The organism is Pseudomonas pharyngis (genome assembly GCF_021602345.1).
GTDB classification, from domain to species: domain Bacteria; phylum Pseudomonadota; class Gammaproteobacteria; order Pseudomonadales; family Pseudomonadaceae; genus Aquipseudomonas; species Aquipseudomonas pharyngis.
On record NZ_BQID01000002.1, the window covers coordinates 174,236 to 191,286 of the forward strand.

Genomic DNA, 17,051 nt, shown 5'->3' on the forward strand with positions numbered 1-17,051 from the left:
CCGTTGACCTGTTGAATTTCAGGTTAACCAGTGCCACCGGCCGGAACACTCCGAGCCTTGCGGTCAAACTTTGCAGAATTATCCGGCGGTGCGAAACGTGAGATTGAAGCGTTGTTCGCCCAGGCGCGGGTGCCGGCCAGGTTTGATCGGCAGGATGCCGTGGTAGCGCAACCGGTCGGCGCCGCCCCAGATCACCATGTCGCCGTGCAGCAACGGGATTTTCTGGGTCCTGTCGCCGCGCGCGAAACCGCCGAACAGGAACGTCGCGGGCAGGCCCAATGACAGCGAAACGATCGGCGCTTCGTAGGCGTTTTCGTCTTTGTCCTGATGCAACGACATCTTCGCGCCCGGAATATAACGATTGATCAGGCAGGAATCCGGCGTGAAGTCGGCAAATCCGGCGCGTTTCGCTGCTGCCTGGGCCAGTTCACGAAACACCTCGGGCATCGCCGGCCAGGGTCGATGGCTCACGGGATCTTCGGATGAATAGCGGTAACCGCTGCGATCGGTGATCCAGCCCAGTGCACCGCAACTGCTGGTAGCCACCGACATGCTGAAGCCCCCGGGCGTCATCATGTGGCGCAACGGAGCGCAGGCTATGATCGATTCCAGGGCCGGCAACAACTGCTCGATTCGCGCCAATGCAAAGCCGCGCAACACCCAGGATTGCTCGCCGATCTGTTCGGCGCGTCGTGGTTGCTCGGATTCTGTGTCGGCGAACAGGTCGAAGGTGGTTTGCATGATCGTCAGGTCGCGTCGTGGAAGATGATGCCCAGAGTATGCCGTTTTCCGCTGTGCAGTCGGCTGACACCGTGGCGCATGGTCACCCGGTAGTCACCGCGCACGCCTTTGACCGGGCGCTGGCTGACGGCAAAGATCAGCGCGTCGCCTTTTCGCAGGTCCATCACCAGCGGGCGCGACTGCATTCTCGGACGTTGTTCGGTCATGACGAACTCGCCACCGGTGAAATCTTCGCCAGGTTCTGACAGAAGAATCGCCACTTGCAGCGGAAACACATGTTCGCCGTACAGATCCTGATGCAGACAGTTGTAGTCCTGCGGGCCGTATTGCAGCAAGAGCGGGGTAGGCCGCAGTTGACCGGCGGCGTGGCAGCGCTCGAGAAATTCGCTGTGTTGCGCTGGAAAACGCTCCGGTAGTCCCATTCGTTCATGCCAGCGGTTGGCCAGAGGCACGAGTCGCGAGTAAAGCGCGCTGCGCAGGCGTTCCACCACGGATGGAAGCGGATAGCGCAGGTATTTGTATTCCCCGCGTCCGAAACCATGGCGGGCCATGATCACCTGGGACCGGAACGGTTCGCTTTGTGGGTAAAGCGCACTCAATCGATCGCAGGTCTCCGGGCGCAGCAGCGTGCGGATGACGGCACAACCGTCCTGATCCAGTTGCCGCTCCAGGGCGATCCAGTCGAGCGCAACGAGCGGGGAGGCGGGTGAGGATGACATGCTGATTCCTTGGCTTGCATTCAGGTATCAGTCTGGGTCGTCCACCCGGCCGCAACACTCCGCCGCTTGCGGTCGAATTGTCACCCGGGTCTTACAGGGCCTTGCTGACGCTGATGTCGCTGATCTCATCAGCGCTCTGGCCGTGCAGGGCATCCAGTGCGGCCTTGGCTTCTTCCGGCGTGCCGTTTTCCAGCTGGGCGAACTCGAAGCGGCGTTCACCGTTGAGTTTGTACTTGATCACGTATTTGGTTGTTTGGGCCACGTTGATGCTTACCTGTCTGCGTTGGCGGAACCGCTCAGTTGAGTTTGGAGCTGGAGCGGCGAATGATCTTGATCGAGTGCGTCAGGGTTGGCTTGCGGGTCACGCTGATCGCGCGGCGGCTGACGGTGTCGATGGTGATGTTCCAGAAACCGGTGCTGGGTGCGGTGATGCGGGCTGGAAACGTGTCAAAGGCGCCGCCGTGATAGGTGTGGCGCCCGCCATTTTTGAAGCTTCGGAAGTTGGCGTCGTTCATCAAGCGGATGTTGCAGGTTTGCGAGCATTGAATGACGACGATGTCGTCTTCGTTGAGGTGCTCGCGCTGGTGAATGAATTTCATGGGCGCCTCCAGAAGGGCTTTTTCTACAAAATCAAAACGATAGCATTGTCGATCGGCGCAGTTTATCAGCCCGGACAGGTTATTATCCGGCCGTCGGGCAGCGCTTTGACAATTAAAAACAGAATTCACGATTCGATGTGGGTTAAATGCAGTGAGCCTCGGAGAAAAACGGCATTCATGCTGTCGGAGGGTCTTTATTGGAGGTTTTGTATGAAGTGGGGTGTGGTGATTCTGCCGTTGGCATTGGCAATGGGTGGTTGCGCAAGTGTTTCGGAAATCAATGAAACACTGCCGACCATGAACGTCATTTCCGGCAAGAAGCCCCATGAATATGCTGAATGCCTGGCCGAAAAGCTGTCCAGCAGCCGCGGTGCCCTGCAGGTAGAGCGGAACAAGGACGAGGTTCGGGTCATTGTGCCGGGCAAGCTGGGATCGGGTCCGGCGGCGGTGTTTGACATCGAGGATCGCTCCGGTGGCAGCAGCATCAAGCTGCACGAGCGGATGTCCAACGTGCCGCTGCGTCCATGGGATGTACGCAAAGCCGCCACGGCCTGTATTTCCGGCTGATAGACTGTCAGCAGTCAGCATTGATGCCGTCACAGCGTTGCTGTGGCGGCATTGTCATTTCCGGAGCGGTGAATGAAGAGAGAGCAGGTGCGGGAGCGACACAAGGAAGGGCTTATTGCGGCTACCCATGTGATCCAGAACCCGGCGAATCCGGGGGAGTGGATCGTGTTTTTCAAGAAAAGCGCCGGGCGCAGTTACTTCCTGGTCGACGATAACGACGAAGTCGAGTCCTTCAACCGGCTCGACGACCTGATCGAGGTCGTGCGCGGGCTGGGGATCAAGTTCGCCGAAATTCACATGTAAGGCTACTTGCAGACCACTACCACGCTGCGGTTTTTGTAGTTGCCGACGTCGACGCCCAGCGTCTTGTCGTCTTCCTTGGGCGCCGGTGTGCCGTCAGTTCCGACGATGCGATAACCGGTTCCGGCGCAGGACGCGTCAGCCTTTTCATAGCAGGTGGCCCAGGAATTGGCCTCGCCGGAGCAATCGATGCTCAACCCTTGTTCGCCATTGTTCAGGTAAGTGGTCTGCGAAGTGGCACAGCCGGTCAGGGCGGCGAGTGCAATCAGCGGCAGGAAACTGATGAGGGAACGGTTGGTCATGGCAATGTCATCTTCGAGGAGGAGGGGGCTAGACGCTATGACAGCGCCGGCAGGAAAAGGTTATAGCGATTGGCCACTTCTTTTCGCGCAGCCAAAAAAAGCCCTGCGCAATGGCAGGGCCGGCCTTCATCATTACCGATCAGTCTTGTTCCTTGCCGCGACGTTTCGGGGCTGCGGGCGTGTAATCGAGCACCGCGGCGACTTCAATCGCCATCGCCTCTGTGGGCAACGGGCCGGACACGTCTTCGCCGTTGGCGGCAGTGATATGCCACTGGCCATCTTTAGCCTTGGCGACGGTGTACCCGTTGATGATTTTTGCTGCGGACATCTAGCGGCCTCGTTGGCTGGTTCAAAGGCGCCATGATAACGGTAAATGGGCGAACGGGCGCAGGTCGATGCGGCGTTCCGAGATCTTTGGGCTAAGCTGAATGCGCAGCCTTTGTGAGCGGATTGAACTATCCGCCAGATTATTTCTCTATGTTGACATCGGTTAGCCAGTGCGGGGCATTGTAAGGTGCACGCCGCCTGATTAGACTGCGCCGAAACTCGTACACACAGCCCTTTCAAGGACTTATATGATCAAGAAATGCTTGTTCCCAGCAGCCGGTTACGGTACTCGCTTCCTCCCAGCGACGAAGGCCATGCCCAAAGAAATGCTGCCGGTGGTAAACAAGCCACTGATCCAGTACGGCGTCGAAGAAGCTCTGGATGCTGGCCTGAACGAAATTTCCATCGTGACCGGCCGTGGCAAGCGCGCCCTGGAAGACCACTTCGACATCAGCTACGAGCTGGAAAACCAGATCAAGGGCACCGACAAGGAAAAATACCTGGTCGGTATCCGCAAGCTGCTGGACGAGTGCTCGTTCTCCTATACCCGCCAGACCGAAATGAAAGGCCTGGGTCACGCGATCCTGACCGGTCGCCCATTGATCGGCGACGAACCGTTCGCCGTGGTGCTGGCGGACGACCTGTGCGTTAACCTCGACGGTGACGGCGTCCTGACCCAAATGGTCAAGCTGTATAAACAGTTCCGCTGCTCGATCATTGCCATTCAGGAAGTTGATCCGCAGGAAACCAGCAAGTACGGCGTGATCGCTGGTGAAATGATCCGCGACGACATCTACCGCGTACACAGCATGGTCGAGAAGCCAAAGCCGGAAGACGCGCCGTCGAACCTGGCGATCATCGGCCGCTACATCCTGACTCCGGACATCTTCGACCTGATCGAGCAGACCGAGCCAGGCAAGGGCGGTGAAATCCAGATCACCGACGCCCTGATGAAACAAGCCCAGAACGGCTGCGTGATGGCTTACAAGTTCAAGGGCAAGCGTTTCGACTGCGGTGGTGCTGAAGGCTATATCGAAGCCACCAACTTCTGCTTCGAGAACTTCTACAAAACTGGCAAGGCTTACTGATAGCGCCTGATCTGCCTGTGCGAAAAAGCCACCTTCGGGTGGCTTTTTCATTTTCCGCCCCTATATCGGCAGGAGTGCTTGCCCAACGGACGACGGCGGGTATGCTGATCGCCTGCCGAGGAGATAGAAATGGCCTACGATTTTGACCTTTATGTGATTGGTGCCGGTTCCGGCGGTGTGCGGGCTGCGCGTTTTGCTGCCGGGTTCGGTGCGAAAGTGGCGGTGGCCGAGAGCCGTTATTTGGGCGGTACTTGCGTCAACGTCGGTTGCGTACCGAAAAAACTGTTGGTGTATGGCACGCATTTCGCCGAAGACTTCGAGCAGTCCTCGGGTTTTGGCTGGAGCCTGGGCGAGGCGAATTTCGATTGGGCCACGCTGATTGCCAACAAGGATCGCGAGATCAATCGCCTGAACGGCATTTATCGCAATCTGCTGGTCAACAGTGGCGTGACCCTGCATGAAGCGCACGCGAAAATCGTTGGTCCGCACGAAGTCGAGGTCAACGGTGAGCGATACACTGCGAAGAATATTCTGATCGCCACTGGTGGCTGGCCGCAGATCCCGGAGATTCCGGGGCATGAGCATGCGATCAGCTCGAACCAGGCGTTCTTCCTGAAAGAGCTGCCAAAGCGCGTGCTGGTCGTCGGCGGCGGTTATATCGCCGTCGAATTTGCCGGGATTTTCCATGGGCTGGGCGCCAACACGACGTTGCTGTATCGCGGGGATCTGTTCTTGCGCGGTTTCGACGGTTCGGTGCGTAACCATTTGAAGGAAGAACTGACCAAGCGCGGTATGGATCTGCAATTCAATGCCGACATTGCGCGCATCGACAAGCAGTCGGATGGCAGCCTGAAAGCGACTCTCAAGGATGGTCGCGTACTGGAAGCGGATTGTGTGTTCTACGCCACCGGTCGGCGTCCGATGCTGGACAATCTGGGGCTGGAAAACACTGATGTGCAGCTCGACGACAAGGGCTTCATCAAGGTCGATGAGCAATACCAGACCACCGAGCCGTCAATTCTGGCACTGGGTGATGTCATCGGTCGCGTGCAGTTGACGCCGGTGGCGCTGGCCGAAGGCATGGCAGTGGCGCGACGCCTGTTCAAGCCTGAGCAATACCGTCCGGTGGATTACAAGATGATCCCGACGGCTGTGTTCAGCCTGCCGAATATCGGCACCGTCGGCCTGACCGAAGAAGAGGCGCGGGAAGCGGGTCACGACGTGGTGATCTACGAAAGCCGCTTCCGGCCGATGAAGCTGACTCTGACGGATTGCCAGGAACGCACGCTGATGAAGCTGGTGGTCGATGGCAGATCTGACAAGGTGCTGGGCTGTCACATGGTAGGGCCGGATGCCGGCGAGATTGTGCAGGGTTTGGCAATCGCATTGAAGGCTGGCGCCACCAAGCGTGACTTCGACGACACCATCGGGGTGCACCCGACGGCGGCCGAAGAGTTTGTCACCATGCGTACGCCGGTCGGCGCTTAAGTCTTTTTCGGTTCTACTGCGTCTGGTGCTGCCGCAACGGTGGTGGCCAGGCGCAGGCTGGCTTGTGCCGTGGCCAATTCCTTTTCCAGTGACTGATTGAGCTGCGACTGCTCGTCGACGTTCTGCTTGAGCGTCTGGCTTTCCAGCAGTGCCACACGCAAACGTTCCTGGAGGAGGGTGCGTTCGCTGTCGACGCGAGACGCTTGCTCCAGCAGTTGATCCTGACGCTGATTGCTTTGTTTGAGCTGATCCTGCATCAGGCTCAATTCGCGCACGGTGCCGCGATTCTCGGTCAGCAGACGTTCGTTGTCGCGGTGCAACTGAGTGATCTCGTCCTGACGTACCAGTGCGCTTTGCTGCGCCTGGCGCAACTCCATCTGCAACTGCTGAACCTGAGTTTCGTGACGGCTTTGCTCCTGCTCGCGCTGTTCCTTGATGGCGTTGCGGTAGTGCTCAAGCGCATCGCGGGCATGCAGGTGCTTCTCTTCCAGCGAGCGGATCTGCTCGTCCTTGTCCTGCAGGCGCAATTCAAAGTCTGACAGTGCCTGATTCAGCCCGGCGTTGCGGGTCTGCTCGGTCTGCAACATCGAGCGGGTATCGCTCAGCGCTTCGGATTCCTTGGCCAGCGCGGCAGCCTGAATGTCGTGCTTCTTCTCCAGTTGCACATGATCCTGACGAAGCTGATTCAGTTCGTCCTCCAGTGCCTGACGCTGTTGCTCGTACTGCTCGCGCGCCTGGTCAATCGGTTCCTGCGCCTGTTCTTTCAGGCGTTGTGCAAGGCGCGTAACGAGTGCCAGCAGCTCGTCATCGATGGGTTCCGCCGAAGGATCGGCCGGTTCGCTGCCGTCATCCAGTTCTTTTAAATACCGATGAATCGTGGTTTTCGATCCTGTATTGCCCAATTCGATACGTACTGCGTCGATGCTGGGGTGTTCGCCACGGGCGAGGATCGCTGCGCGCGCGATCTGGACCACTGCTTTGTTAACGCCGCCACGGGCCATATCTGCTCCTACCATTTCGTACTGTGGTACATGCCACTAAGGTAGGAAGTGTACCATGTTGAAAATAAAGTGAAACAAGCGCTGATAAACGGACGGGATATACTGGTATTACCCCATGTGAAACCCATAAAATCGGTTTCCGCACAAACCTTCAGTACGCCACGAGAAAATCAGCCCATGAGCGATATCGATCGCTATCTGCAAGCCGCCACCCGTGACAACACCCGCCGCAGCTATCGTGCGGCCGTCGAGCATTTCGAAACGGTATGGGGCGGATTCCTGCCCGCGACAGCGGACAGCGTCGCGCGGTATCTGGTGGCGCATGCCGGCGTGCTTTCGGTCAACACGCTGAAGTTGCGCCTGTCGGCGCTGGCGCAGTGGCACAACAGTCAGGGCTTTGCCGATCCCACCAAGTCGCCGGTGGTGCGCAAAGTGTTTAAGGGCATTCGCGCCCTGCATCCCGCGCAGGAAAAACAGGCCGAGCCATTGCAACTGCGCGATCTTGAGCAGACCGTCACCTGGCTTGAGCAGGAAATGAAAGACGCCCGGGAAAAACAGGACCGGCCGCTGCTGCTACGAGCCTGCCGCGACCGCGCGTTGATCCTGCTGGGCTTCTGGCGCGGCTTTCGCAGCGATGAGCTGTGTCGGGTGCAGATCGAGCACGTGCAGGCGCACGCCGGCAGCGGCATCACCCTGTACCTGCCGCGTAGCAAGGGCGATCGCGAAAACCTCGGGCAGAACTATCAGGCCCCGGCGCTGCTGAAGTTGTGCCCGGTGCAGGCTTATATCGAGTGGGTCACCGAAGCGGCTCTGGTACGGGGCCCGGTATTTCGCGCCGTCGACCGCTGGGGCAATCTGAGCGAAGAGGGCTTGCACGCCAACAGTGTGATCCCGTTGTTACGCCAGGCCCTGGAGCGCGCGGGGATCTCCGCCGAGCGCTACACCAGCCATTCCCTGCGTCGCGGCTTCGCAACGTGGGCCCATCAAAGTGGGTGGGACCTCAAATCGTTGATGAGTTACGTGGGCTGGAAGGATATGAAGTCCGCCATGCGCTATGTTGAAGCGAGCCCCTTTCACGGGATGGCCCGGATTACGGATAAGCCGCTGTCGCCGTAGATATCGTTTTCTTCTATTAATATCCTCAGCTAATAGCGAAAACAAATCAGCAGCATCAGGTTTGCCAATGAGCCATCCGTCGAGTGACTGGGTAGGATTCACCCATCGAATTCACAACCCTGACGGAGAGTCATCAATGCCTATCATCAACAGCCAAGTAAAACCGTTCAAAGCTACCGCGTTCAAAAACGGCGACTTCGTACAAGTCTCGGACGCTGACCTGAAAGGCAAATGGTCCGTGGTGTTCTTCTACCCGGCCGACTTCACTTTCGTTTGCCCAACCGAGCTCGAAGACCTGGCTGACAACTATGCCGCCTTCCAGAAACTGGGCGTAGAGATCTACAGCGTTTCGACCGACACCCACTTTGCTCACGCTGCCTGGCACAACACTTCGCCAGCCATCGGCAAAATCCAGTACACCATGATCGGCGACCCGACTCAGGTCATCTCCCGCAACTTCGACGTGCTGATCGAAGAAGCTGGCTTGGCGGATCGTGGCACCTTCGTGATCAACCCTGAAGGCCAGATCAAAATCGTTGAACTGAACGATGGCGGCGTTGGCCGTGACGCTTCCGAGCTGCTGCGCAAAATCAAGGCTGCTCAGTACGTTGCTGCTCACCCAGGCGAAGTTTGCCCGGCCAAGTGGAAAGAAGGCGAGGCCACTCTGGCTCCGTCCCTGGACCTGGTCGGCAAGATCTAAGTCTGTGATACGCAATGCAGGGCGGGATTCCGCACCTACTTAAGTAAGCTGCACCGCCCAATAGAAAAGCCCGGGCGAGATTCGCTCGGGCTTTTTTTCGCCTCAAATAAAGTCAGGAGATCGCCCGTATGTTGGACGCCAATCTTAAAGCCCAGTTGAAATCGTACCTGGAACGGGTCACCCAGCCGATCGAGATCGTTGCTTCACTCGACGACGGTGCGAAATCCCGTGAAATGCTCGACCTGCTGAAAGACGTTGCCAGTCTTTCGCATCAAATTACCTTGATCGACAGCGGCGACGATGCACGCAAACCGTCGTTCTCGATCAACCGCCCCGGTGCCGACATCAGCCTGCGTTTCGCCGGCATCCCGATGGGCCATGAATTCACTTCGCTGGTGCTGGCCCTGCTGCAAGTCGGCGGCCACCCTTCGAAGGCCAGTGTCGAAGTGATCGAACAGATCCGCTCGCTCAAGGGCGAGTTCAACTTCGAGACTTACTTCTCGCTGTCCTGCCAGAACTGCCCGGACGTCGTTCAGGCACTGAACCTGATGGCCGTGCTGAACCCGAACATCCGCCACGTCGCCATCGACGGCGCGCTGTTCCAGGACGAAGTCAACGATCGCAAGATCATGGCTGTGCCGAGCATTTACCTGAACGGCGAAAGCTTCGGCCAGGGCCGCATGGGCCTGGAAGAAATCCTCGCCAAACTCGACACCGGCGCCATCGAGCGCCAGGCCGAGAAAATCAGCGCCAAGCAAGCCTTTGATGTGCTGGTGGTCGGCGGTGGCCCGGCTGGTGCTTCGGCGGCGATCTACGCCGCACGTAAAGGCATTCGCACCGGTGTAGCGGCAGAACGTTTCGGCGGTCAGGTGCTGGACACCATGGCCATCGAAAACTTCATTTCCGTGCAGGAAACCGAAGGCCCGAAACTGGCGACCGCGCTGGAAGAACACGTCAAGCAATACGACGTCGACATCATGAACCTGCAACGCGCCGACAAGCTGATCCCGGGCAAGAATGGCGAGCTGCATGAAGTTCACTTCGCGAGCGGCGCGACCCTCAAGGCCAAGAGCGTGATTTTGGCGACCGGCGCGCGGTGGCGTGAAATGAACGTGCCGGGCGAGCAGGAATACCGCAACAAAGGCGTGGCGTACTGCCCGCACTGTGACGGTCCGCTGTTCAAAGGCAAGCGTGTGGCGGTGATTGGCGGCGGTAACTCCGGCGTCGAAGCGGCCATTGACCTGGCCGGTATCGTGTCTCACGTCACCTTGCTGGAGTTCGACGTACAGCTGCGCGCCGACGCCGTATTGCAACGCAAGCTGCACAGCCTGCCGAACGTCACCGTGATCACCAGTGCGCTGACCACTGAAGTCACCGGTGACGGGCAGAAGGTCAACGGCCTGCGCTACAAGGATCGCAATACTGACGAGTTGCGCACGGTCGAGCTGGAAGGGATCTTCGTGCAGATCGGTCTGCTGCCCAACACCGACTGGCTCAAAGGCACCATCGAACTGTCGCCGCGCGGTGAGATCATCGTCGACAATCGCGGTGAAACCTCGATCCCCGGCATCTTCGCCGCCGGTGACGTGACCACCGTGCCGTACAAGCAGATCGTGATTGCGGTGGGCGAGGGCGCCAAGGCTTCCCTCAGTGCTTTCGATCACCTGATCCGCACTTCGGCTCCGGCGTAAATCCCGGGCCTGAAAAAAGAAAACCCCCATCAGTGATGATGGGGGTTTTTCTTTGCGGGGTGCTTTCTACCCAGGTTCAGCTTTACAGCGGCGCCGGCTGGATGATCTCGACCCAGTAGCCATCCGGATCCTTGATGAACGCCAGGCTCTTCATGCGGCCATCGGTCAGGCGCTTCTGGAAGTCGCAGCCCAGCTCTTCAAAGCGTGCGCAAGCCGCAACGATGTCCGGTACCGAAATGCAGATGTGGCCGAAACCGCGCGGGTCAGTGTTGCCGTTGTGGTAGGCGAAGTCTGCGTCGTTTTCAGTGCCGTGGTTGTGGGTCAGTTCCAGAATGCCGGGAATCGACTTCATCCACTCGGTGCGGGCGGCAGCGTCGGCGGGGATCTGCGATTTATCGACCAGGGCGAGGAAGTACAGGCTGAATTCCGCTTCCGGGAAATCACGCTTCTCGACCAGCGAGAAACCCAGTACGCGGGTGTAGAAATCCAGAGACTTGGTGATGTCTTTGACGCGCAGCATCGTGTGGTTGAACACGAAATTGCGGGTTGCGCTGTCCGGGGTGGCGGTGACGCCAGGGAAGGAGTTCAGTTCTTGCAGGCTCATGGGCCCTCCGTAACAAATTGGGGCGAGTGAATGGGCGCAATGATACGCATGCCAGGCAGCATCGCCAAACCGAAAGCGCGGGCTTGCCCTGTGAGCGGGCGGGCCTCAGACTTTACGGCTCAATCCGCGAGTGCCTCTGGTAATGATCCGACCGTTCAAATCGCTGTTCGTTTTCCTGGGTTTTTCCCTGCTTGCTCTGCCGGCTTTTGCTGAGGCGCCGAGCATCACCTGGCCCGCCGGCTGGGAGGTCGAGGCACTGCCCGAAACCTCCCCTGAAGTCTCCCGTCAGCGGGCAGTGAAGACTGACGCCGATGGCAATCAGGTGATGGTGATGGAGTTGACGATGACCCGTGTGGAAAGTGGTCATCAGGTCAACTTGCAGGGCGTGTTGCTGGAGATGCGCAAGTCGGTGCAAAAAGACTTTTTCCAGAGCGGTTATCAGAGTGTCTGCAACAGGGTTCATCCGAGTACGCTGGGTTCGCTCACAGCGCTTGAGACCACTTGTACGGTGACTGAAAACGGCCGTCATGTGTTGTCGCAAACATTGGTTGCAGCGGTCGAGGCGGATAAGGCTTACGTACTTTCGTATGCTGGGCAGGCAGAGATTTATAAGGCGAGCGGTGACGACATAGTGGCTGCGCGAAACAGCTTGAAATTCTAGTCGTCTGTTCGTGGTCAGCCTGATGTTAGATACCGGAACTGATTAAACATAAAGTTAATCTCCGGCTAACGGGGCAACATTCGGAAGCATAGTTTCAGCGCAAGAGCGGTTTGATACTCAACTTTCCCACCAGAAAAATCGTTGCATTTGTTAAATATTGTCCAAAAAAAGCCCTGCATATGCAGGGCTTTCATGTTTGCGAGGGATTAACCGCGCAACCAGGAGTCGACGGTGGCTACACCGTATTGTTCCTTCCAGGCTTTCAGGCCACGGTGGTTGCCACCCTTGGTCTCGATCAGCTCGCCAGTGTGCGGGTTCTGATAGACCTTGACCACGCGAGCTCGGCGGGTTTTAGGTGCGGCGGTCGATTGCAGACCGGATTTCGCCGGGTTCGGATCGAGAATGGCGATGATGTCTTTCAGGCCTTTGCCGTAGGTTTTCATCAGCCCCTGGAGCTTTTCTTCGAATTCGATTTCTTTCTTGAGCCCGGCATCGTTCTTCAGCGATTCCAGCTGCTTGAGCTGTTCCTGAAGGGCCTTTTCAGCTGCACGAAATTCAGCGAGTCTGGACAATATCTTTACTCCAATAGTGTGTTTGGCTGATACCAACCGCAAACAAAGCTATAAGCCAAGAGCCTTGAAGCGACTCGGTGATAATGGCTCACCTGCCCATCTTGCAACAGGTAAGAAAAATTGTAGTAGTTAATGTGGCAAGAGTAAATCCTGACTTTTTCTTCATGTAACAACAACGTTGTTTTGTATCAATTTGGTGCGGGCTGTCGGCAAATCAGGATTTATCCCGCCAAGTTAATGATGAGTTAATGCTTCGATGAAATCTGCGGTCGGCATCGGCTTGCCGAAAAGGTGGCCCTGCAGAAAGTTGACATGGTGGGCGGCCAGATAATCACATTGCGCTTGTGTCTCCACACCTTCGGCCACAATGCCCAGATCCAGCTTGGTGGAGAGCTCGATGATGCTGTCCAGAATGTGCCGGGACAGGGCATCCTTATCGATCATGGCGACGAATGTCTGGTCGATCTTGAGGAAGTCGACATTGAATGTCCTCAAGTAGCCGAGGCTTGAATGGCCGGTGCCAAAGTCGTCAATCGCGATCTTCACACCCATCGCACGCAACTGTGCGAACAGTTGATGAGTGATGTCGGACGGCTCGATCAGCTCGCGTTCGGTCAGTTCCAGGACCAGCGTGATGCTGCCGGGCTGGAAAGCTGACAAAAATTCACGGCAATCCTCAACCAGCTCAAGATCGCGGCAGTGGCTGGCGGTGATGTTGATGCCGATGTGGAACGGCGAATCGAAGGTTGGTGACAACGGCCCCAGTATGACAGCGGTTTGCTGCATCAAGGCGCGAGTCATTGGCACGATCAGCCCGGAGTGTTCGGCAAAGGGTATGAACAGGTCCGGACGCACCAGTCCCTCCTTGGGATGGTTCCAGCGCATCAGCACTTCCGCGCCCGACCAGCGTTTGCTGTCGCCGTGCACCACCGGTTGAAAATAGGGAATGAATTCACCTGCTTCCAATGCCCGAAGCATTTCATGGCTGGGCGAGGTGGAGCGCTTCTGCACGATGTAGCCGATCGCTGCCGATACCGCACCGAAGAACATCAGCAGGCTGAACAGCGGTGGGTATTCATCTTTCATGTAGCGCCAGGTTTCGCCTTCCGCAAATGCGGCGCTGACCGAAAATGCATAGTGCGACGAGTGCAAGGTACTTTGCGCCACCGGCAACGCGGGCAGGGCGCCCTGATGCACTTTGCCGTCGGCGGAGAGCCAGTTGTTGCCGACTTGCAGCAACAACAATGTATGCCGGCCGATCAGGCGCAGAATGTTGCTCAGGTGATAGCCGTCCAGCGTGGTCAGCGCGCCACCGCGCCCTTCGCTCAGGCGATACACCAGCAGCGCGGTATTGGGTGTCACCGGGTTGCCGTTCATGAGCCACAGCTTGCCTTCGGCGTAATCGCCCGGATTCACGGCTTCCTTGAAGTCGCCGAACAGCGAACTGCAATAGAGATTGTCGTCCCACACCAGGTTGGTCGAGCGCACGAACGGGCGGCGGGTGACTTGCTCGCGCAAGGCCAGCTTGACGGTCTCGCAGGTCTGGCCGGCCAGGGGCAACAGTTCGCGGGCGGCCTGGGCAGTGTTGTCGAGCATCAGTTCGAACTGGCGCAGGGCTTCATCGGCGGTGTGCTGTGAGCTCTGCTGGAGGGCGCGTTCAGCCTGCATATAGAGAATGACGCTGCCGAGCACGATCGGCAGCAGGCCACACAGCAATGTCACGATAATCCTGGTGCTGCGCTTGCGGCGGGGCCTGACGGTCAGTGGCATGGGCGCATCCTGTCGCGAATGGAGTGGGGCTCTTGATTGCAGGCGAAGCGTGCGCGCAAAGCCCAAGGTCTGAGCCCATGATAGATGGCCAATGGCACCTGCGCCGCTCAACGGTAATCCAGTCGTGTTGCCAGTTGAATAAACGCCAGCGTGGCGGGCGAAGCCTGACGCTGATCCAGCACCGCCAGGCCGACTTGCCGGGTGACTGTGGGGGACAGCGTTCGCTTGACGTAACGCTGGTCTGGGTCGGAAGGCAACAGAGGCTACCACGGTCATCGCATCGGCCCGGCCAGTGGCATCGAGGGTGCTGAGCAACTCGCGTAGCGATACCGAATGTTCGGGCTCAGCCGGGCGGCGTTGAATAGGCGCGGAACTTACTGGCGGGCATCTGGCTGAATACAAACCCCTTGCACCAGCCGGAAAAAAGCGGATTTTATAGAGAGGGCAGACAACCCTATTTACGCTGTGTAGAATCGGGTTACGCATACAATAATAATCGTCTTCTGGCAGCAGAAGCCTCGCCCGCAAGAGCCTTGGGTCGACAATGAAGATATTCGGGTTTCAACTGATCTACGGTGATTTCCTCGCCCGCAGTGTGCGTGGCATCTCCTGTGCGCCACCCACTGGTCTCAGCATTACTGACAAATAACTCTGGTTAATTGATAAGAATGATGAGGCGCCAACCATGGCAGATTTATACGAAAACCCAATGGGCCTGATGGGCTTCGAGTTCATCGAGTTCGCATCGCCGACACCTGGCACCCTGGAGCCGATCTTCGAGATCATGGGCTTCACCAAGGTCGCGACCCACCGCTCCAAGAACGTGCACCTGTATCGCCAGGGCGCGATCAACCTGATCCTCAACAACGAACCCCACAGCGTTGCTTCGTACTTCGCGGCCGAGCACGGCCCGTCGGTTTGCGGCATGGCGTTCCGGGTCAAGGATTCGCAGAAGGCTTACAACCGCGCACTGGAACTCGGCGCCCAGCCGATCCACATCGAAACCGGCCCGATGGAGCTGAACCTGCCGGCGATCAAAGGCATTGGCGGCGCGCCGTTGTACCTGATCGACCGTTTCGGCGAAGGCAGCTCGATCTATGACATCGACTTCGTGTTCCTTGAAGGCGTTGACCGCAACCCGGTCGGTGCCGGCCTGAAGATCATCGATCATCTGACTCACAACGTGTATCGCGGTCGCATGGCCTACTGGGCGAACTTCTACGAGAAGCTGTTCAACTTCCGCGAAATCCGCTACTTCGATATCAAGGGCGAATACACCGGCCTGACCTCGAAGGCGATGACCGCGCCGGACGGCATGATCCGCATCCCGCTCAACGAAGAGTCGTCGAAGGGTGCCGGGCAGATCGAAGAGTTCCTGATGCAGTTCAACGGCGAGGGCATCCAGCACGTGGCGTTCCTCACCGACGACCTGGTCAAGACCTGGGATCAGTTGAAGAAGATCGGCATGCGCTTCATGACCGCGCCGCCGGACACCTACTACGAAATGCTCGAAGGTCGTCTGCCGAACCACGGCGAGCCTGTCGATCAGCTGCAATCGCGCGGCATCCTTCTCGACGGCGCGTCGGACAAGGAAGACAAGCGTCTGCTGCTGCAGATCTTCTCGGAAACCCTGATGGGCCCGGTGTTCTTCGAATTCATCCAGCGCAAGGGCGACGATGGCTTCGGCGAAGGCAACTTCAAGGCACTGTTCGAATCGATCGAGCGTGACCAGGTGCGTCGTGGCGTGCTTGCCACCGAGTAATCCGCATCAGATGTAAAAAAGCCCGGCCTGCAGAAATGCAGGCCGGGCTTTTTATTGCGCGTCTTACGGGCGCCGTTGGCGCATCAGGTGCTTGAACCCTTCAAACACCAGCACCACCACCGCGAGCCAGATCGGGATGTAGGTCAGCCATTCACCGGGCTTGATGCTCTCGCCGAGCAGCAGCGCCACTCCGAGCAGCAACACCGGCTCAACGTAACTCAACAAACCAAACAGGCTGAACGGCAGCAAGCGGCTGGCGATGATGTAGACCACCAGCGCCGAGGCACTGATCAGGCCGAGCAGCGGTATCAGCCACGTCAGCGCCGGGTACTGATCGAACACGCCGAAACCCTGTTCGCCGCCGCGCACAAACCAGTACGCCACCGGCAGCATCAGGGTCATGTCGACCCACAAACCGCCGAGGTTGTCCGACTTCAGGTATTTGCGCAGCACAAAGTACAGCGGGTAACCGACGACCACGACCAGCGTCGCCCAGGAAAATCCGCCGACCTGATACAACTCGTTCAACACGCCGAGGCTGGCAAAGAACACCGCGACTTTTTGCAAGTACGACAGGCTTTCGCCATAAGCGATGCGCCCGGTCAGCACCATGGCCAGCGGCAACAGGAAGTAGCCCAGCGAAACATCGAGGCTGTAGCCATTGAGCGGCGCCCACATGAACAGCCACAACTGCACACCCAACAACGCGGACGAGAGGAACAGGCCTGCGATCAATTTGGGCAGCGCAGGAACCCGGCGCAGCAGCTCCAGCACTCGCCGCCATTCGCCGGAAACCAGCATGAACACGGTCATGCAGGGCACGGTCAGCAGCATCCGCCAACCGAAGATTTCCACGCCGCTCAACGGGGTGAGCAGCGAGGTGTAGTAATACATGACGGCAAACAGCGTCGAGGCTGTTACCGAGAGAGCGATACCTTTAGACAAACTGTCCTCGCGGGGGTGATGGTCAAACGGGGAGCGAAGGATACGTGGTTTTTGTGCTGAATATTGGGCAGATGCTCAATATTTGCCACACATCAAAC

Annotated in this window: 20 protein-coding genes and 1 pseudogene; 9 read left to right on the forward strand and 12 right to left on the reverse strand. The window is 58.0% G+C overall.

The genetic code is table 11. The features are described 5' to 3' along the window. Positions 1–78 precede the first annotated feature (78 nt). The 4 genes from alkB to L6D74_RS04410 all read right to left on the reverse strand — a co-directional run bounded on the left by alkB (position 79) and on the right by L6D74_RS04410 (position 2,059). Positions 79–741, reverse strand: a complete 663-nt coding sequence (gene alkB, locus L6D74_RS04395; RefSeq protein ID WP_236187774.1) for a DNA oxidative demethylase AlkB — start codon at positions 739–741, stop codon at positions 79–81. Between the two features lie 5 nt (positions 742–746). Beyond that, positions 747–1,460, reverse strand: a complete 714-nt coding sequence (locus tag L6D74_RS04400; protein WP_236187775.1) for a 2OG-Fe(II) oxygenase — start codon at positions 1,458–1,460, stop codon at positions 747–749. A 91-nt stretch (positions 1,461–1,551) separates the two neighbouring features. Next, positions 1,552–1,722 (reverse strand): hypothetical protein, encoded by a 171-nt coding sequence (locus tag L6D74_RS04405; RefSeq protein ID WP_172829486.1) that lies wholly within the window; start codon positions 1,720–1,722, stop codon positions 1,552–1,554. Between the two features lie 34 nt (positions 1,723–1,756). Next, on the reverse strand, positions 1,757–2,059 hold the full coding sequence (locus L6D74_RS04410; protein ID WP_236187776.1) for a DUF1883 domain-containing protein: 303 nt from the start codon (positions 2,057–2,059) through the stop codon (positions 1,757–1,759). Between the two features lie 210 nt (positions 2,060–2,269). On the opposite strand from L6D74_RS04410, the gene L6D74_RS04415 reads away from it, so the two are divergent. Both L6D74_RS04415 and L6D74_RS04420 read left to right on the forward strand, forming a co-directional pair. Further along, positions 2,270–2,626 carry a hypothetical protein gene (locus L6D74_RS04415; RefSeq protein ID WP_039768742.1) on the forward strand — a complete coding sequence of 119 codons (357 nt, stop codon included), beginning with the start codon at positions 2,270–2,272 and terminating at the stop codon, positions 2,624–2,626. A gap of 72 nt (positions 2,627–2,698) precedes the next feature. After that, complete coding sequence (locus L6D74_RS04420) at positions 2,699–2,929, forward strand: hypothetical protein (RefSeq protein WP_011334337.1); 231 nt, start codon at positions 2,699–2,701, stop codon at positions 2,927–2,929. Positions 2,930–2,931: 2 nt separating this feature from the next. On the opposite strand, the gene L6D74_RS04425 is transcribed toward L6D74_RS04420, so the two are convergent. Continuing rightward, positions 2,932–3,228: a hypothetical protein gene (locus L6D74_RS04425; RefSeq protein ID WP_064596941.1), complete on the reverse strand. Its 297-nt coding sequence runs from the start codon at positions 3,226–3,228 to the stop codon at positions 2,932–2,934. A 139-nt stretch (positions 3,229–3,367) separates the two neighbouring features. Continuing rightward, on the reverse strand, positions 3,368–3,556 hold the full coding sequence (locus L6D74_RS04430; RefSeq protein ID WP_064596939.1) for a hypothetical protein: 189 nt from the start codon (positions 3,554–3,556) through the stop codon (positions 3,368–3,370). A 247-nt stretch (positions 3,557–3,803) separates the two neighbouring features. Between L6D74_RS04430 and galU the strand changes: the two genes are divergently transcribed. Further along, a complete protein-coding gene (gene galU, locus L6D74_RS04435) occupies positions 3,804–4,643 on the forward strand; it encodes a UTP--glucose-1-phosphate uridylyltransferase GalU (RefSeq protein ID WP_039768735.1) in 840 nt (279 codons plus the stop codon). A gap of 129 nt (positions 4,644–4,772) precedes the next feature. After that, positions 4,773–6,131, forward strand: a complete 1,359-nt coding sequence (gorA, locus tag L6D74_RS04440; protein ID WP_236187777.1) for a glutathione-disulfide reductase — start codon at positions 4,773–4,775, stop codon at positions 6,129–6,131. Here the strand turns inward: gorA and L6D74_RS04445 are convergent. After that, positions 6,128–7,132 (reverse strand): DNA-binding protein, encoded by a 1,005-nt coding sequence (locus L6D74_RS04445; RefSeq protein ID WP_064596934.1) that lies wholly within the window; start codon positions 7,130–7,132, stop codon positions 6,128–6,130. The genes gorA and L6D74_RS04445 overlap by 4 nt on opposite strands. Positions 7,133–7,309: 177 nt before the next feature. Between L6D74_RS04445 and L6D74_RS04450 the strand changes: the two genes are divergently transcribed. The 3 genes from L6D74_RS04450 (at position 7,310) to ahpF (ending at position 10,639) form a co-directional block, all read left to right on the forward strand. Next, positions 7,310–8,248, forward strand: coding sequence for a site-specific integrase (locus tag L6D74_RS04450; protein ID WP_143491796.1), 939 nt, complete (start codon positions 7,310–7,312; stop codon positions 8,246–8,248). A gap of 136 nt (positions 8,249–8,384) precedes the next feature. Next, positions 8,385–8,948 carry an alkyl hydroperoxide reductase subunit C gene (ahpC, locus tag L6D74_RS04455; RefSeq protein ID WP_007958941.1) on the forward strand — a complete coding sequence of 188 codons (564 nt, stop codon included), beginning with the start codon at positions 8,385–8,387 and terminating at the stop codon, positions 8,946–8,948. 128 nt (positions 8,949–9,076) lie between these two features. Further along, positions 9,077–10,639, forward strand: coding sequence for an alkyl hydroperoxide reductase subunit F (gene ahpF, locus L6D74_RS04460; protein WP_236187778.1), 1,563 nt, complete (start codon positions 9,077–9,079; stop codon positions 10,637–10,639). Positions 10,640–10,721: 82 nt separating this feature from the next. Here ahpF and gloA read toward each other — a convergent pair whose 3' ends face one another. Continuing rightward, positions 10,722–11,243, reverse strand: a complete 522-nt coding sequence (gene gloA, locus L6D74_RS04465) for a lactoylglutathione lyase (protein ID WP_236187779.1) — start codon at positions 11,241–11,243, stop codon at positions 10,722–10,724. A 142-nt stretch (positions 11,244–11,385) separates the two neighbouring features. Between gloA and L6D74_RS04470 the strand changes: the two genes are divergently transcribed. Then, entirely contained in the window at positions 11,386–11,904 is a 519-nt protein-coding gene (locus L6D74_RS04470; RefSeq protein WP_236187780.1) for a DUF4946 domain-containing protein, read from the forward strand. Positions 11,905–12,110: 206 nt separating this feature from the next. Here L6D74_RS04470 and L6D74_RS04475 read toward each other — a convergent pair whose 3' ends face one another. From L6D74_RS04475 to L6D74_RS04485, 3 genes and pseudogenes are all read right to left on the reverse strand, one after another. Continuing rightward, on the reverse strand, positions 12,111–12,476 hold the full coding sequence (locus L6D74_RS04475; protein ID WP_064596925.1) for a histone-like nucleoid-structuring protein, MvaT/MvaU family: 366 nt from the start codon (positions 12,474–12,476) through the stop codon (positions 12,111–12,113). Between the two features lie 234 nt (positions 12,477–12,710). Then, positions 12,711–14,246 (reverse strand): EAL domain-containing protein, encoded by a 1,536-nt coding sequence (locus tag L6D74_RS04480; RefSeq protein ID WP_236187781.1) that lies wholly within the window; start codon positions 14,244–14,246, stop codon positions 12,711–12,713. 107 nt (positions 14,247–14,353) lie between these two features. Next, a pseudogene (locus L6D74_RS04485) lies at positions 14,354–14,620 on the reverse strand (type 2 periplasmic-binding domain-containing protein); the annotation flags it as partial. A 311-nt stretch (positions 14,621–14,931) separates the two neighbouring features. Between L6D74_RS04485 and hppD the strand changes: the two are divergent. Further along, positions 14,932–16,008 carry a 4-hydroxyphenylpyruvate dioxygenase gene (hppD, locus tag L6D74_RS04490; RefSeq protein ID WP_007958955.1) on the forward strand — a complete coding sequence of 359 codons (1,077 nt, stop codon included), beginning with the start codon at positions 14,932–14,934 and terminating at the stop codon, positions 16,006–16,008. Positions 16,009–16,071: 63 nt separating this feature from the next. On the opposite strand, the gene rarD is transcribed toward hppD, so the two are convergent. Then, complete coding sequence (gene rarD, locus L6D74_RS04495) at positions 16,072–16,953, reverse strand: EamA family transporter RarD (RefSeq protein ID WP_236187785.1); 882 nt, start codon at positions 16,951–16,953, stop codon at positions 16,072–16,074. Between the last annotated feature and the right edge of the window lie 98 nt (positions 16,954–17,051).

Excerpts from the sequence above, each read along its gene's own strand:
- L6D74_RS04410 (WP_236187776.1), bottom strand. The coding sequence starts at position 2,059 with ATGAAATTCATTCACCAGCGCGAGCACCTCAACGAAGACGACATCGTC.
- L6D74_RS04425 (WP_064596941.1), bottom strand. The coding sequence starts at position 3,228 with ATGACCAACCGTTCCCTCATCAGTTTCCTGCCGCTGATTGCACTCGCC.
- alkB (WP_236187774.1), bottom strand. The coding sequence starts at position 741 with ATGCAAACCACCTTCGACCTGTTCGCCGACACAGAATCCGAGCAACCA.
- L6D74_RS04415 (WP_039768742.1), top strand. The coding sequence starts at position 2,270 with ATGAAGTGGGGTGTGGTGATTCTGCCGTTGGCATTGGCAATGGGTGGT.
- gorA (WP_236187777.1), top strand. The coding sequence starts at position 4,773 with ATGGCCTACGATTTTGACCTTTATGTGATTGGTGCCGGTTCCGGCGGT.
- L6D74_RS04480 (WP_236187781.1), bottom strand. The coding sequence starts at position 14,246 with ATGCCACTGACCGTCAGGCCCCGCCGCAAGCGCAGCACCAGGATTATC.
- galU (WP_039768735.1), top strand. The coding sequence starts at position 3,804 with ATGATCAAGAAATGCTTGTTCCCAGCAGCCGGTTACGGTACTCGCTTC.
- ahpC (WP_007958941.1), top strand. The coding sequence starts at position 8,385 with ATGCCTATCATCAACAGCCAAGTAAAACCGTTCAAAGCTACCGCGTTC.
- gloA (WP_236187779.1), bottom strand. The coding sequence starts at position 11,243 with ATGAGCCTGCAAGAACTGAACTCCTTCCCTGGCGTCACCGCCACCCCG.
- L6D74_RS04470 (WP_236187780.1), top strand. The coding sequence starts at position 11,386 with ATGATCCGACCGTTCAAATCGCTGTTCGTTTTCCTGGGTTTTTCCCTG.
- ahpF (WP_236187778.1), top strand. The coding sequence starts at position 9,077 with ATGTTGGACGCCAATCTTAAAGCCCAGTTGAAATCGTACCTGGAACGG.
- L6D74_RS04450 (WP_143491796.1), top strand. The coding sequence starts at position 7,310 with ATGAGCGATATCGATCGCTATCTGCAAGCCGCCACCCGTGACAACACC.
- L6D74_RS04400 (WP_236187775.1), bottom strand. The coding sequence starts at position 1,460 with ATGTCATCCTCACCCGCCTCCCCGCTCGTTGCGCTCGACTGGATCGCC.
- L6D74_RS04445 (WP_064596934.1), bottom strand. The coding sequence starts at position 7,132 with ATGGCCCGTGGCGGCGTTAACAAAGCAGTGGTCCAGATCGCGCGCGCA.
- L6D74_RS04430 (WP_064596939.1), bottom strand. The coding sequence starts at position 3,556 with ATGTCCGCAGCAAAAATCATCAACGGGTACACCGTCGCCAAGGCTAAA.
- hppD (WP_007958955.1), top strand. The coding sequence starts at position 14,932 with ATGGCAGATTTATACGAAAACCCAATGGGCCTGATGGGCTTCGAGTTC.
- L6D74_RS04420 (WP_011334337.1), top strand. The coding sequence starts at position 2,699 with ATGAAGAGAGAGCAGGTGCGGGAGCGACACAAGGAAGGGCTTATTGCG.